The organism is Pannonibacter indicus (assembly GCF_001418225.1).
Taxonomy (GTDB): domain Bacteria; phylum Pseudomonadota; class Alphaproteobacteria; order Rhizobiales; family Stappiaceae; genus Pannonibacter; species Pannonibacter indicus.
Window position 1 is genome coordinate 25,473 of record NZ_LIPT01000007.1, and the last position, 13,215, is coordinate 38,687.

Annotated in this window: 11 protein-coding genes; 6 read left to right on the forward strand and 5 right to left on the reverse strand. The window is 66.0% G+C overall.

From position 1 onward, the window contains the following. Positions 1-4: 4 nt before the first annotated feature. The 6 genes from ASC48_RS11550 to ASC48_RS11575 all read left to right on the forward strand — a co-directional run bounded on the left by ASC48_RS11550 (position 5) and on the right by ASC48_RS11575 (position 8,061). Positions 5-1,069, forward strand: coding sequence for an ABC transporter ATP-binding protein (locus tag ASC48_RS11550; RefSeq protein ID WP_208975685.1), 1,065 nt, complete (start codon positions 5-7; stop codon positions 1,067-1,069). Then, a complete protein-coding gene (locus tag ASC48_RS11555) occupies positions 1,066-2,109 on the forward strand; it encodes an ABC transporter ATP-binding protein (RefSeq protein WP_082440097.1) in 1,044 nt (347 codons plus the stop codon). The genes ASC48_RS11550 and ASC48_RS11555 overlap by 4 nt, the downstream gene beginning before the upstream one ends. Next, positions 2,109-3,386, forward strand: coding sequence for an HAD family hydrolase (locus ASC48_RS11560; RefSeq protein WP_055455907.1), 1,278 nt, complete (start codon positions 2,109-2,111; stop codon positions 3,384-3,386). The genes ASC48_RS11555 and ASC48_RS11560 overlap by 1 nt, the downstream gene beginning before the upstream one ends. Then, entirely contained in the window at positions 3,383-5,893 is a 2,511-nt protein-coding gene (locus ASC48_RS11565) for a hypothetical protein (RefSeq protein ID WP_208975686.1), read from the forward strand. The genes ASC48_RS11560 and ASC48_RS11565 overlap by 4 nt, the downstream gene beginning before the upstream one ends. A 35-nt stretch (positions 5,894-5,928) precedes the next feature. Next, on the forward strand, positions 5,929-7,005 hold the full coding sequence (gene bglB / locus ASC48_RS11570) for a beta-galactosidase BglB (RefSeq protein WP_055456040.1): 1,077 nt from the start codon (positions 5,929-5,931) through the stop codon (positions 7,003-7,005). 99 nt (positions 7,006-7,104) lie between these two features. Further along, positions 7,105-8,061, forward strand: coding sequence for an NAD-dependent epimerase/dehydratase family protein (locus ASC48_RS11575; RefSeq protein ID WP_055455908.1), 957 nt, complete (start codon positions 7,105-7,107; stop codon positions 8,059-8,061). On the opposite strand, the gene ASC48_RS11580 is transcribed toward ASC48_RS11575, so the two are convergent. From ASC48_RS11580 to ASC48_RS11600, 5 genes are all read right to left on the reverse strand, one after another. Further along, positions 8,019-8,672, reverse strand: a complete 654-nt coding sequence (locus ASC48_RS11580) for an ATP-binding cassette domain-containing protein (RefSeq protein WP_055455909.1) — start codon at positions 8,670-8,672, stop codon at positions 8,019-8,021. The two genes, ASC48_RS11575 and ASC48_RS11580, sit on opposite strands and share 43 nt — an antisense overlap. Further along, on the reverse strand, positions 8,666-9,400 hold the full coding sequence (locus ASC48_RS11585; protein ID WP_055455910.1) for an ATP-binding cassette domain-containing protein: 735 nt from the start codon (positions 9,398-9,400) through the stop codon (positions 8,666-8,668). Before ASC48_RS11585 ends, ASC48_RS11580 begins: the two co-directional genes overlap by 7 nt. After that, a complete protein-coding gene (locus ASC48_RS11590; protein ID WP_055455911.1) occupies positions 9,397-10,272 on the reverse strand; it encodes an ABC transporter permease in 876 nt (291 codons plus the stop codon). Before ASC48_RS11590 ends, ASC48_RS11585 begins: the two co-directional genes overlap by 4 nt. Further along, complete coding sequence (locus tag ASC48_RS11595) at positions 10,269-11,258, reverse strand: ABC transporter permease (protein ID WP_072242595.1); 990 nt, start codon at positions 11,256-11,258, stop codon at positions 10,269-10,271. Before ASC48_RS11595 ends, ASC48_RS11590 begins: the two co-directional genes overlap by 4 nt. Positions 11,259-11,609: 351 nt before the next feature. After that, positions 11,610-13,202 (reverse strand): ABC transporter substrate-binding protein, encoded by a 1,593-nt coding sequence (locus ASC48_RS11600; protein ID WP_055455913.1) that lies wholly within the window; start codon positions 13,200-13,202, stop codon positions 11,610-11,612. Between the last annotated feature and the right edge of the window lie 13 nt (positions 13,203-13,215).

Genomic DNA, 13,215 nt, shown 5'->3' on the forward strand with positions numbered 1-13,215 from the left:
CATCATGTTTTTCAAGCAGAAAGCCCCGAGGCCCGATCTTGCCCCCATGCCGCCCGAGCGGCTGCTGGAACTGGACAATGTCGGCGTGCATTTCCCCACCCGCGACGGGCTGGTGCGGGCGGTCAACGGCGTCTCCTACCATGTCAACCGGGGGGAGGTTCTGGGCATCGTTGGCGAAAGCGGTTCGGGCAAGTCGGTGACGGCCCGCTCGATCATGCGGCTGCAGCCGCGCAATGCGCTCAATGCCAGCGGCACCATCCGCTTCCGCCGTTCATCGGGTGACGAGGTGCTGATTTCCTCCGAAGACCGGCAGAGCCGCACCATGCGCTCCCTGCGCGGCGGGGAAATCGGCATGGTGTTTCAGGAGCCGATGACGGCCCTGTCGCCGGTTCACACCATCGGCACGCAGATCATGCGCACGGTGATGCTGCACAAGGGGGTGTCCAAGGCCGAAGCGCGCAATCAGGCCATCGAACTGCTGAAGCGCGTGCAGATGCCCCGGCCGGCCGACATCGCCGGCCGCTATCCGCATCACCTGTCCGGCGGCATGCGCCAGCGGGCGATGATCGCGCTGGCGCTGGCCTGTGATCCGGCGCTGCTGATCGCCGACGAGCCGACCACGGCACTGGATGTGACCACGGAAGCCCAGATCCTGGAGCTGCTGAAGCGGCTGCAGGAGGAGCTGAACATGGCCATCGTCTTCATCACCCACAATTTCGGCGTGGTGGCCGATATCGCCGACCGGGTGGCGGTGATGTATCTGGGCCGCGTGGTGGAAACCGGCACCGTGGATGAAATCTTCTACGAGCCCAAGCACCCCTACACCCAGGCGCTGCTGCAATCGATCCCGCGCCTTGGCAAGAGCCATGGCCGCCGCCTGCGCACCATTTCCGGCATGGTGCCCGACCCCTACAACGTGCCCGGCGGCTGCGCCTTCCATCCGCGCTGCATGCATGGGGTGGCCGGCACCTGCGACGTTACCGTGCCGGAGGATGCCGTTTTCCCCAGCGGTCAGCGCGCCCGCTGCCATTTCGCCGGAACCGCCGGCATTGCGGAGGCTGCCGAATGACCGCCGCTCAGGATCTCATCATGGACGAGAACACCCTCATCTCCGTCCGGGGCGTGCGGAAATATTTCCCCGTCTACGAAGGCTGGTTCCGCCGCGAGGCGGGGGCGGTGAAGGCGGTGGATGACATCACCTTCGATATCCGCAAGGGCGAGACCTTTGGCCTTGTGGGCGAAAGCGGCTCGGGCAAGTCCTCCATCGCCCGCCTTATCCTGCGGGCCTATGACCTGACCGGCGGGGAAATCCTGTTCCGGCGCGGCAATGGCTCCGTGGTGGATATTTCGCGCCTCTCCGACCGGGAGATACGCGACATCCGCCGCGAAATGCAGATGATCTTTCAGGACCCGTATTCCTCGCTCAACCCGCGCATGACGCTGCTGGAGCTGGTGGGTGAGCCCATGGTGGTGCATGGCGCTGGCTCGGAAAGCGAGATCCGTGACCGTGTGGCGGAATTGTTGCGCCTTGTCGGCCTGCGCCCGGAATATCTGCTGCGCTATCCGCATGCCTTCTCCGGCGGCCAGCGCCAGCGCATCGGCATTGCCCGCGCACTTGCGCTCAACCCCAGCTTCATTGCCGCGGACGAAGCTGTGTCGGCGCTGGATGTGTCCGTCGCTGCGCAGAACATCAATCTGCTGCAGGACCTCCAGGAGCAGCTGGGCCTCACCTATCTCTTCATCACCCATGACCTTGGCATGGTGGAGCATATCTCTGACCGGATCGGCGTCATGTATCTGGGTCGCCTGATGGAGGTTGGGCCGACGGAGGAGATGTTCGCCCGGCCGCTTCATCCCTACACCGAAGCCCTGCTTGCCGCCGTGCCGCAGCCGGACCCTCGCGGCAACCGCACCCGCAAGCGCGTGCCGCTGAAGGGCGAGATCGCCGACGCGATGAATGTGCCCTCCGGCTGCCCGTTCCATCCGCGCTGTCCCTATGCGGATGAAAGCTGCCGCAGCACGGTTCCGGCCCTGCGCACGGTGGAGGGCGGACGTCAGGTGCGCTGCCACCACGCCGAAAGCCTCACCCTGACCGGAGTTCACGGCTGATGCGCGCCCTTCTTGCAGACCTGCCGCTCTCCGGCCTGCCGGAGGATGCGGATCAGGCGCCCGATTTTGCTCTTGCCGCCCGTTATCTGCCGGTGCTGCGCATGGATGATGCAGAGCCTTTCCGCCCGCTGGCCGCAGGCTATGTGGTCTACCGGGAGGAGGGGCCTTCGCTGTCCTCGAAATTCATCATCCGTCCACGCGGGCGCACGGTGATCGAATATGCGATCTGGTACGACTGGGATATCCAGCACCTCTATGACCTTGAGCATGTCTGGGTGCATGTCGAGCCGGACGGCAGCATCGCCAGGGTCGAGGCTTCGCGCCATGGCGCGCGCCGCCTTATGCGATGTCCAGATGGCGCATTGCCGGTGGAGGCAGGGCGCCCGGTTCTCTATCTGGAGCCGGGCAAACATGCCCATTGGGCCGATGACGGCGAGATGCGCCGCAACGCAGGTCCCCTGATCGCCGCCATGTGCGGTGCCTTCGCCGGGGATGGGGGCGTGCACCTCTCCAACCGGTTCTCCGATGCCGGACGCATCTCGGCCTCCCCGCTGAGCTGCCGTCTGGCGCGCCTTGCCCTGAAGCGTATGGCGTTTTCCCCGTCCTGGCAGTTCTCCCGCTGCAGCGATGAGGAAGGCGGTGTGTGCCTCATGCCCTGGCCCATGCTTGATGCCTGGGTGCCGCGGCGGGTGGAGGCGCTCGTTGCCAGTCTGGAAACCCGCGTGCCCCATCTGGCCGCGGTGTTTCTGGACTGCGGCGACACCCTGGTGGACGAGCGCACCGAGGTGAAGATCCCCGGCACGGAAGTGGTCACCAGCGCCGATCTCATCCCCGGTGCAGGCGATATGCTCCACGAACTGGTCCGCAGCGGCTACCGGCTGGCGCTTGTCGCTGATGGCCCGCGCGCGACCTTCGAGAACATCCTCAAGCATCATGGCCTGTGGGACTGCTTCGAGGCTCATATCATTTCCGGCGACATCGGCGAGCTGAAGCCCTCGCCGAAGATGTTCGCTGCCGCCTGTGAAGCACTGGGGCTTGCCGAGGGCGACCGGGCACGCACGGTGATGGTGGGTAACAATCTGGAGCGGGACATTCTGGGCGCCAACCGCTTCGGCCTCATCTCCATCTTCCTCAACTGGTCCACCCGGCGCAGCCACAAGCCCGGCACCCGGGCAGAGCGCCCGATGCTGACCTTCAACCAGATCGGCCGCCTGCCGGATCTCTTGGAGAAGATCGAACTCAGCCTGCCGCTGCCCGGCGAAGGAGAGGATGAATGACCGCGCCCCTTACCGCATCTGCTGCTGCCGGCTTCCCTGTCATGCGGGGTAGCAGTATCACCGCCTGGGCCATGGGGCCGGTGCATCAGACCTATTATCCTGGCACGCCGGCGCTGGCCGAGGACCGGGTGCAATACCGTTTCATCAACGGTTTCGTGGATGTGGGCGATCTGCCCTGCCGTGTCGCCCTGTGGGAAGAGATCAAGACCCGAGAAGTTCCGCTGGAGCCTTTCGAGGTGGAGGCGCTGAACCTGCCGGGCTTCAACCGCCGGGTGGAGTTTTCCAGCTTCTGGCACCGGCCAACCCGGCTGAAGCGCTGGCTGAAGACCCGTCTGGTGCCTTCGCCGGCCGGGCCCTTCTGCTTCCGCCTGTCTACCTGCGGCGGTGTTACCATCTGGGTGGATGGGGAAAAGGCCGTCTCCTTCGAGCCTTTCCAGCGCAACAGGGAAAGCAGCACGGAAATTGAATTGAGCCTCAAGCCGGAAGGCAGTGAAGTGACCGTGCTGACCGAAGAGCTGGCCGAGCGCGATGCCATCTGGTTCTTTGAACTGACGCTGCTTTCCGATGCCGCGATCACGGCGGTGCTGCCGGTGGATGTGGCGCCTGCCGGCATTGCAGCGCTGATGGAGCTGGCCACCTCCGTGCGCCCGGATCCGTTCCACAGCACCACCGGCGAGCTGGCGCTTGTCTTCGCTCATGCGCCGGATGTGGACGTCAGCGTGACCGCCCTGATCCAGCCCAGCGTTCACATGCGCGACAAGCCGCCGCTGCTGCAATCCTCTGCGGTGCTGCGCAAGGGGGAAACACGGGTGAGCCTGCCGGGGGCGCAAGCGCTGCCCGATGCCTATCACCCGCTGGACCTGACCTTCTCCATCGGCACGGCGCGGGTGGAACGGCACATTGCCTTTGCCACGCACCGGCTGGAAAAGCTCGACTGGCACGCCCTGCCGCTTGCTGACCGCAAGCCGAAGGTGCTGGAGTTTCTGGCAGACCACGGCGAAATGCGCGCCGGGCGGGCCATCGCCATGCAGGCGGCCGGAAAGCCCGTGGATGCCACCTTCCGCGAGATCATCGCCAACACGCTGGAAGCCATCGACGAGCGGCGCGATTGCTCCGACTTCGTGATGGTGCCGCTGCTCTGGCTGGCGGCGGATTATGGCGCGGGCCTGCCGCAGGATCTGCGCGGCGCCATTGATGCCTCGGTGCTGGGCTACCGCTATTGGGTGGATGAACCGGGCAATGACGTGATGTGGTTCTGGAGCGAGAACCACGTGCTGTGCTTCCACGTCTCGCAATATCTCGCCGGACGCCTTTATCCAGGTGCCAGTTTCACCTGTTCCGGCCGCAAGGGTGCGGAGCAGGCAAGGCTTGGCGAAGAGCGGCTGATGCGCTGGTTCGACAGCGTCGAGGCCCATGGCCTCGCCGAATGGAATTCTGCCGCCTATTACCCGATCGACTTCATCGGTCTTCTGGCGCTGGAGCATCTGGGTGACGGCCGCATCCGCGAGCGGGCGGCGCAACTGCTGGACCGGCTGTTCCTGATGATCGGCCTGCATACGCTGGGCGGTGTTCCGGCCGGCACGATGGGCCGGGCCTATGACAAGGAGCTGCGCGCCGGGCCGCTGACCGAGCTTGCCCCCTTCGCCACTCTCGGCTTTGGCGAGGGCTGGCTGAATGACGGTGTGGCCGCGCTGCCGATGCTGGCGGCAGGCTCCTACGCTCCGCCGCAGCGCGCGCTTGACGTGGTAAGTCCCGCTCCGGGTACGGCGCTGACGGCCCATTACGTGCAGGGCCATGACGAGGCGGCCCGGCTGGCGCTCTACAAATCCGCCCATGTGCAGCTCTCCTCGATGGTGGATGGCGAGCCGGGCAAAAAGGGCCACCAGCAGCATCAGGTGGATCTGCGCTTTGCCGCCCATCCCTTTGCCCGTGCCTGGGTCAATCATCCCGGTGCCGATGATCCCTGGGGCGGCCAGCGCCCGTCCTATTGGGCGGGCAACGGCGTCATGCCCCGCGTTGGCCAGCACGGCAACGCGGCGCTGCTGGTGTTCGATCTGGGCGAGGGTCCGCGTATCGGTTTCACTCACGCCTATGTGGAAGCTTCCGCCTTTGACGAGGTGCAGCAGGAGGGCAACTGGCTGTTCCTGCGTTCCGGTGCCGGTTTTGCCGCTCTCTCGGCCAGCGCCCCGCTTGAACCTGTGACGGAAGGGCCGGGTGCGGGTATCGAGTTCCGCGCTCATGCCAGCCGCTGTGGCTGGGCGGCTCTGATGGGAGAGGCTGCTGATGATGCTGATCCCGCCGCTGCCTTCGCCCGCTTCCGCTCGAGCGTTCAGGCCCTCAGCCTCGCCTTTGATGCGCAGGTTCTCACCCTGACGCTTTCGGGGGCGGGCCATCCGTCCCTCGCGCTTTCCTGGGGCTCCGGCCTTGTTGTGGATGGCACGGCAATGCCTTTCCCCAACCGCAGCCTCGACCCGCTCATCCGGCAGTTTCCTGCCGTCTCCCATTGATCTGATCCGCCGATTGACAGGACCCCGCCATGTTGATGATCAATCCTGACACCTTGTCCGCGACGCTGTCCCGCGTGGCGGTCGGCCTCGCCCGCCTCAAGGGCATGAACGAAACCGCGGCCATTTCCGAAGATGCCTATGACCTGCAGTTTGAGGAATGGGACTGGGAAGTGGGCGTTGGCATCTATGGGCTTATCCGCCATGCGGAAGCGGTAGGCGACCGGTCGCTGATCGAGGCGATTGCCCGCTGGTATGATTGGCAGATCTCCAAAGGCATCCCGCCGCGTCAGGTCAATTCCTCCTCGCCCATGCTGCCGTTGTCGGTGCTGATCGACCATGTGGACCGCCCGGATTTCGAGGCGCTGGTGAAGGACTGGGCGGACTGGCTGATGACCAGCCTTGCCCGCACCCGCGACGGCGGTTTCCAGCATGTGGTGAAGGAGCGGATGAACGACGGCGAGCTGTGGGACGACACGCTGTTCATGACGTGTCTGTTCCTTGCCCGCGCCGGGCAGCGTTTCGGCCGGCAGGACTGGATCGAGGAAGCCTTCTACCAGTTCCTCGTGCATGAACGGTTCCTCGCCGATCCGGTCACCGGGCTTTGGTATCATGGCTGGACTTTCAACGGGAACCACAACTTCGCCAAGGCATTCTGGGCGCGGGGCAATGCCTGGATCACCGTGGCAATTCCGGAGCTGTTCGGCCTCGTCAAGGATATCCCCGGCCATCTGAAGGCGCATCTCACCTTCATTCTGGACGCGCAGGTGCGCACGCTGGCCGCCAACCAGCGCGGCAACGGCATGTTCTGCACGCTGGTGCTGGACCCGCAGTCACCGGAGGAAACCTCCGCCACTGCCGCCATCGCTTATGGTATCCTGCGCGGCATCGACCTAGGTCTGCTGCCGCAGGATTACCGCCCGGTGGCCGACCGGGCGCTGGCGGCGGTGCTGGAGCGGATCGATGACAGCGGCATCGTGCTGCAGGTGTCGGACGGTACGCCCATGGGCCACACGCTGGACTTCTACCGTCAGATCCCCAACGTGCCCGCCCCCTACGGTCAGGCCCTCGTCATGCTGCTGCTCGTCCGGGCTCTGGCCGAGGGAAGAGGCTGACAGCTTCGGGAAAGGGGCCGCCGTTTCAGCGGGGCTTGTGTGGGCGGGACGGGTGCAGTACCGCTTGTCCGGTGCACGCCAGCTGACCGGAGATGCCCCATGACCGAAGCCCCGCTTGTTGCGCTGACCGGTGCCACCGGCTTCGTTGGCCAGTATCTGGCTGCCGATCTCATCCGCCGGGGGTACCGTCTGCGGCTGCTGCTGCGCCGTCCGGTGGAGGATGCGGTGAGCGCGGATCAGGAATTCATCGGTGACCTCGCCCGTCCGCGCAATCTCGATCAGGCGATGCGGGACGTGGATTTCGTGGTCCATTCCGCCGGTATCGCCCATGCCATGTCGGGCCGTCCGGAGGATGACTACCGGGCTGTGAACCGGGATGCGACGGCGGCACTGGCGCAGGCCGCGCGCAAGGCCGGGGTGAAGCGTTTCGTGTTCCTGTCCTCCATCCGGGCCCAGTCCGGCCCTTCGGCCGATCACGTGCTGACGGAAGCAGACGCGGCACAGCCCACCGATGCCTATGGCCGCTCGAAGCTGGAGGCCGAGGCCGCGATTGCCGAAACCGGCATGCCCTACGCCGCGCTGCGGCCGGTGCTGGTGTATGGGCCGGGCGCGAGGGGCAATCTGGAGGCGCTGTTCGCGCTGGCCCGCAAGCCCGTGCCGCTGCCTTTCGGACTTTTCACCGGCAAGCGCTCACTGATCTCGCTCGCCAATCTGGCGGGTGCGGTGGACTGCGTGCTGAGGCTGCCGGAAGCCCCCAACCGGGCGCTGATCGTGGCCGATCCGGAGCCGGTGACGCTGGCCGGGATCATCGCGGCCTACCGGCGCGGCCTTGGCCGCAGGCCGGGCCTTCTGCCGGTGCCGCCCGCCCTGCTGGAGCTGGGGTTGAAACTGGCAGGCAAGGGCGAAATGGCCGAACGGCTGGGCGGCTCGCTCGCCGCCAGCCCGGCCGCGCTGATGGCGCTGGGCTGGGTGCCTGCCGAAACGACGCTGGAAGCACTTGAGGCGCTGGGCGCTCAGGACCGGCGCATTGCCGAGGTTGGCAAGAAGGTCTCCTGAATCAGCTTGCCATTCGCCAGAATGTAGCTGGTGCTGCACAGATGCTGGCGCAGGCCCTGCTTGTGGCTGATGATCAGGAGGGTCAGACTTCGCTGTCTCGCCAGAGGCAAAAGCGCCTGCCACAGGGCATCCTCCGACAGCGCGTCAAGCCGGGCCGTCACCTCGTCCAGGATCAGCACCCGGGTGGAAGGCAGGATCAGCCGCGCCAGCGACACACGGGTCAGTTCGCCGCCCGAAACCTCGCCCGCGTGGCGAGTCTCCCAGGCCGGATCAATCCCGAGGGCGGACAGTACCTCCTGATCCGGCGTGCCGCCGTTGCGCAGGATATCGCCGATGCGCCAGCGTGGATCGGCGGCAAGCTCCGCCATCTGCGGCACATATTGCACCGGGTGCGGGCGTCCCGCGCGCAAGGGGGGCAGGGCACCGCCATTGAGACGCACAGAGCCTGAGGCGGGCGCAATAAATCCGGAAAGGCAGCGGCCAAGGCTTGTCTTGCCTGCCCCCGATGGCCCGCCAAGGCCGGTCACGCTGCCCGGCTCAAGCGTCAGGCTCACCCCATCCAGCACCTGCTTTTGCCCCAGCTTCAGGTTCAGCCTTTCCACGCTCAGCATGTGCCGTAGATCTCCTGCGCCTGCCAAAGGGCGCGTGTGTAGGGGGCGGAAAGGGCTGATCCTTCGCTGGCAAAGCATCTTGCATCTGCCGTCTCCACGATGGCGCCATCCTGCATCACAGTGATGCGCCGGGAGATAGCGGCAAGGCGCTTCAGGTCGTGGCTGATCACCAGCAGGCCGTGGCCCTTTCGGGCGAGACTTGCGATCAGCGCGATGATGCGGTCTGCATTATCCGGGTCGAGCCCGCTGGTGGGCTCGTCTGCGATGATGAAGTCAGCGCCTGAAGCCAGCGCACTGGCCAGCAGCACGCGCTTGGCCATGCCGCCGGACAGCTCATGCGGGAAGGCATGGGCCACGTCCGGTTCAAGCCCCACATCTCCCAGAAGTTTCGCGGCATCCACCGCCCGGCCAAATGGCTTGCCGAAGCGGGCAAGCTGCGGGCCGGTGCGGGCGAGCGGATCCAGGGCATCAATGGTCTGGGGCGCAAGGGCGAGCGATCCGGGGTGCGGCTTCTGGCCGTCCACCGTCACATGGCCGCCTGTGATGGCATTGCCCGGCAGCAGGCTCATCAGCGCCTCGGCCACCAGGCTCTTGCCTGCACCGGAGGCGCCCGCAAGCCCGGCCACTTCGCCGCGTTCGACAGTGAGGCTCAGGCCCTTGAGCGCCTGCACGGACTGGCCAGCCGCACTGGGGAAGCTGACCGTCAGGTTGATGACCGAAAGGCTCATGCGATATCCGCCGCCCGCGGGTCTGCCGCCTTGCGCAGGCGCTCGCCCAGAAGCTCAAAACACAGCGCCACCAGCATCAGGGCCAGACCGGGACCGGCGGCGATCCACCATTTCCCGGCCATCAGCCCGCGCAGGGATTCCGACAGCATCATGCCGATGGACGGCAGATGCGGTTCGATGCCAAGGCCGATGAAGCTGAGACCCGCCTCATGCAGGATGGCATGCGGGAAGATGAGAACGAAACCGGCGGCGAGCTGCGGCAGCAGATGCGGCACGAGATGCCGGCGGGCAATCCAGCCGGGAGAGCGGCCAAGGGCGCGGGAGATCATCACATAATCCGAGGTCAGCACCGTCTGCGCCTCATGCCGCAGCACGCGGGACAGACGCGGCCAGTGTGTGAGGGAAACCGCAATGATCACACCCGTGGTACCGCCGCCTGCGGCATAGCAGATGAGGATCAGCAGCACGAAATGCGGCAGCCCGAGGGCCAGTTCCGTCACCCCGCCCAGCAGCCGGTCGGCGCGCCGGTCGAGACTTGCGGCAAGACCGATGGCGAGGGCAATCAGTGTTGAAAGGGCCGCAGAAAAGAAGCCCACCCAGATGCTGCGGCCAAGGGCGGAGAGCGTGCGGGCGGCCATGTCCCGGCCCAGAAGATCGGTGCCCATGGGATGGGCGAGTGAGGGCGCCAGGCCGCGTGCCACTGGGTTCACCGCATACCAGCTTTCCGGAACCAGCGGCGCAGCAAGGCCGATGGCAGCGATGAGCCCAAGCGCGGCAAGGCCCAGCAGGGCAACGCGCTTCTGCGGATTGCTGCGCGGGCGGGCTGGGAGCACCTTCGCGGGGGCGGCGCCACTTGTATGGACAAGGCTCATGCCGGATTCCTCCTTGCAAGGCGCGGGTCGAGCAGTCTTGCGGCAATGTCGGCGGCAAGGTTTCCGGCAAAGACGAACAGCAGCGTGGCCAGGCCGATGCCGATCAGCAGCGGCGCATCCGCGCCTGTAGCTGCCCGGACGGTTGCCTGCCCGAGACCCGGCCATGCGAAGACGGTTTCGGCCAGAACCGAACCGCCGAACAATTCGCCCGCACCGGCCAGATGTACGGTCAGGGCGCAGCCGAGTGCGTGGCGCAGGCCCGGCCCGAAGGCCAGCGGCAGGCTCGCCCAGCCATGGGCGGCCAGATGCCGTCCGGCGGGGCTGTCGAGAAAGGCAATCATGCTCTGGCGCGTGTGCAGGATCAGCGGCGCAATGCCGGCGATGGAGAGCGAGATAGCCGGCAAAATCATGTGCCACAGGCGCTGGCCAAGGGGGGCTTCATCGGCCTGCAGCCCCGGCGGGGCGGCGCAGCAGGCAGGCAGCCAGTTGAGGCCCACGGCAAACATGGCGACCAGCAGCAGCGCCACCCAGAAGCCGGGGCTGGAGGCGAGCATCACCGAAAAGCCCCGGATGATCCGGTCCGGCCAGCGCCCGCGCGTGGCCGCGGACACCGTGCCAAGGCCAAGACCGAGCACGAAGGAAAAGGCAAAGGCCGCCGCAATCAGCGCCAGCGAGGCGGGAAACCGGTCGCGGATGATGTCGAGCACGGGCGCGTTGTAGGTGATGGAATTGCCGAAGTCGCCGGAGAGTGCGTTGCCGGCCCAGCGGAGAAACCGCTCGCCGAATGGATCGTTCAAGCCCCAGGCCGCCGCAATCGCCTCGCGCTGCTCCGGCCCCACCTGCATCATCTTCGCGCCGACAAAACTCTGGACCGGGTCGATGGGCGCCAGCGAGACCAGCGCAAACAGCCCAAAGGCCCCCACCGGCACCATCCAAGCTAGCCGGATCAAGCGGTCACGCAGCAAAGGCCGCAGCCAGTCAGTCATGATGGCTGCCTTCCTTTGCCGGGTGTGCGGGGGCGCGTCCGTTGCGGACAGCTAACCGCAGTGATGCATCAGTATGGCGGCGGCGGCTCTTTGCCGGGGCAGTGTTTACATCGGACTTCCGGTCAGGCCCCAGCTCCTCTCCCCCCTTGAGGGGGAGATGCCTCCGGCAGGGGGCAGAGGGGGGTAACTGACTGTCCGTTTGTAAGAGAGTCTCTGCCTTGCTGAAGCGCTGCCCCCCCCCTCTGTCTGCTGGCGCAGACATCTCCCCCTCAAGGGGGGAGAGGGGCACCGCGGCAAGAGGAGAGGGCTCTTTTTCTCTCAAGTGGCCCATCAGACCTGAACGTTCAGCCCTCACTGGCATGTCCAGCGCCACTCTTCGAGATTGCGGGTGATGGGGAAGCCGTGGCCGTGGGGCTGGATCTGCTGGCGGCCGGTATCGAGGCAGTCCGACACCCAGTAGGAATGCTCCAGATTGACGAGCCAGGCCCAGGCCGCATCGCCTTTGGAGCCGAAGCCGGTGGCGCCGTCCCATTGCGCGGCCTGCCAGAAGGGCAGGGAAGCTTCGAAGCTTTCTGCAGCTTCAGCCTTGGCAAAGGCGGCATCTACGGCCGGGTTGTTGTAATAGCCCGGATTGTAATAGCCCGCGCCCGCATAGCGGCTGCCGTTCAGCCGGACCATTTCCGCCGGGCTGTGCGAGCCGAAACCGAAGAGCACGGCGTTGGCATGCATCATGGTGCGGATTTCGGTCCAGCTCTTGCCTTGCGGGGTGATGCGGATGCCGATCGTCTTCGCCTGTTCCACGACGCCAAGCGTCAGTGCCTGCCGGGTGGAATCGGAAGCCGGATAAAGCAGGGTGAAGGCCGCGTCTCTGCCGTCTTTTTCGAGAACACCATCGCCGTTGCTGTCGCGCCAGCCGCCTGCGGCCAATGTGGCGCGGGCCGCTTCACTATCGCCGCCCTTCACATTCGCATCCGCATTGTCCCAGGGCAGGCCGTCAGCCGGGCCATAGGCGGGCCGTCCATGACCGGACAGAGCGAGATCCACCAGCGCCTGCCGGTCCAGCGCCTCGTTCAGCGCCACGCGGATGGCCTTGTCCGAGGTCACGCTGTTGCCGATCGGATAGCCTTCGCCGGTCTTTGCGCCCGTGTCAGGAACCATGGGGAACATGACGCCTCGATTGTCGACGGTCTTCACATGCAGGCTCTTCATGCCTTGCGGTGTCTCGTCCACCAGCGAGGAAGGCACGGCCACGAGTTGGGCGGCACCAGTGCGGGCGAGGCTGACGGCAGCATCTTCCGAGCCGAAGACGAAGCTGACGCGGGAGAAGCCGGGCTTCGTGCCATACCAATGCGGGTTCGGTTCCACGACAAGCTGCTCGCCCTCGCGCCATTCCACCAGCTGGAAGGGTCCGGAGCCGATGGGCTTGCGGGCATAGTCCGGGCCATAGGCGGCTTTCGGCACGATGCCGAGGCTGGCAAGGCGGCTGGTGAAGGTGATCTCCGGTTCCTTCAGTTCGATTTCCAGCGTGTAGGGTCCGGTGGCGCGCGCCTCGTGCAGATTGGTGAGGTCCACCACGCCGCCTGCATCACGCGCCGTGTTGTAGGTGAAGGCAGCATCCTCCGCCGTCAAAACGGTGCCATCCGGCAGCCTTGCATCTTCGCGCAGTGTCAGCGTCCAGGTTTTGCGGTCTGCCGAGAGTGTCCAGCCGGTGGCAAGGTCTCCCACCAGATTGAGATCCGTGTCGAGCTTCAGCAAGGTGGACTGGAACAGCGGATTGCCGTAGGAGCCCCAGCCGGTGATAGGGTCAAAGCCGGTTTCCGGCTCGCCGCCCACCGCCAGCACCAGAGCCGGGGGGGCGGGCTGCGCCGTCACGCTGGCGGGGCTCAGAAGCAGGCCAAAAGCGAAGACAGAGGCGGTGGCAAATAGACAGTTACGCAGGCGCATTCGGAAGGGATCC

Coding starts and splice junctions, on each gene's coding strand:
- ASC48_RS11600 (WP_055455913.1), bottom strand. CDS start 13,202: ATGCGCCTGCGTAACTGTCTATTTGCCACCGCCTCTGTCTTCGCTTTT.
- ASC48_RS11560 (WP_055455907.1), top strand. CDS start 2,109: ATGCGCGCCCTTCTTGCAGACCTGCCGCTCTCCGGCCTGCCGGAGGAT.
- bglB (WP_055456040.1), top strand. CDS start 5,929: ATGATCAATCCTGACACCTTGTCCGCGACGCTGTCCCGCGTGGCGGTC.
- ASC48_RS11575 (WP_055455908.1), top strand. CDS start 7,105: ATGACCGAAGCCCCGCTTGTTGCGCTGACCGGTGCCACCGGCTTCGTT.
- ASC48_RS11565 (WP_208975686.1), top strand. CDS start 3,383: ATGACCGCGCCCCTTACCGCATCTGCTGCTGCCGGCTTCCCTGTCATG.
- ASC48_RS11590 (WP_055455911.1), bottom strand. CDS start 10,272: ATGAGCCTTGTCCATACAAGTGGCGCCGCCCCCGCGAAGGTGCTCCCA.
- ASC48_RS11585 (WP_055455910.1), bottom strand. CDS start 9,400: ATGAGCCTTTCGGTCATCAACCTGACGGTCAGCTTCCCCAGTGCGGCT.
- ASC48_RS11595 (WP_072242595.1), bottom strand. CDS start 11,258: ATGACTGACTGGCTGCGGCCTTTGCTGCGTGACCGCTTGATCCGGCTA.
- ASC48_RS11555 (WP_082440097.1), top strand. CDS start 1,066: ATGACCGCCGCTCAGGATCTCATCATGGACGAGAACACCCTCATCTCC.
- ASC48_RS11580 (WP_055455909.1), bottom strand. CDS start 8,672: ATGCTGAGCGTGGAAAGGCTGAACCTGAAGCTGGGGCAAAAGCAGGTG.
- ASC48_RS11550 (WP_208975685.1), top strand. CDS start 5: ATGTTTTTCAAGCAGAAAGCCCCGAGGCCCGATCTTGCCCCCATGCCG.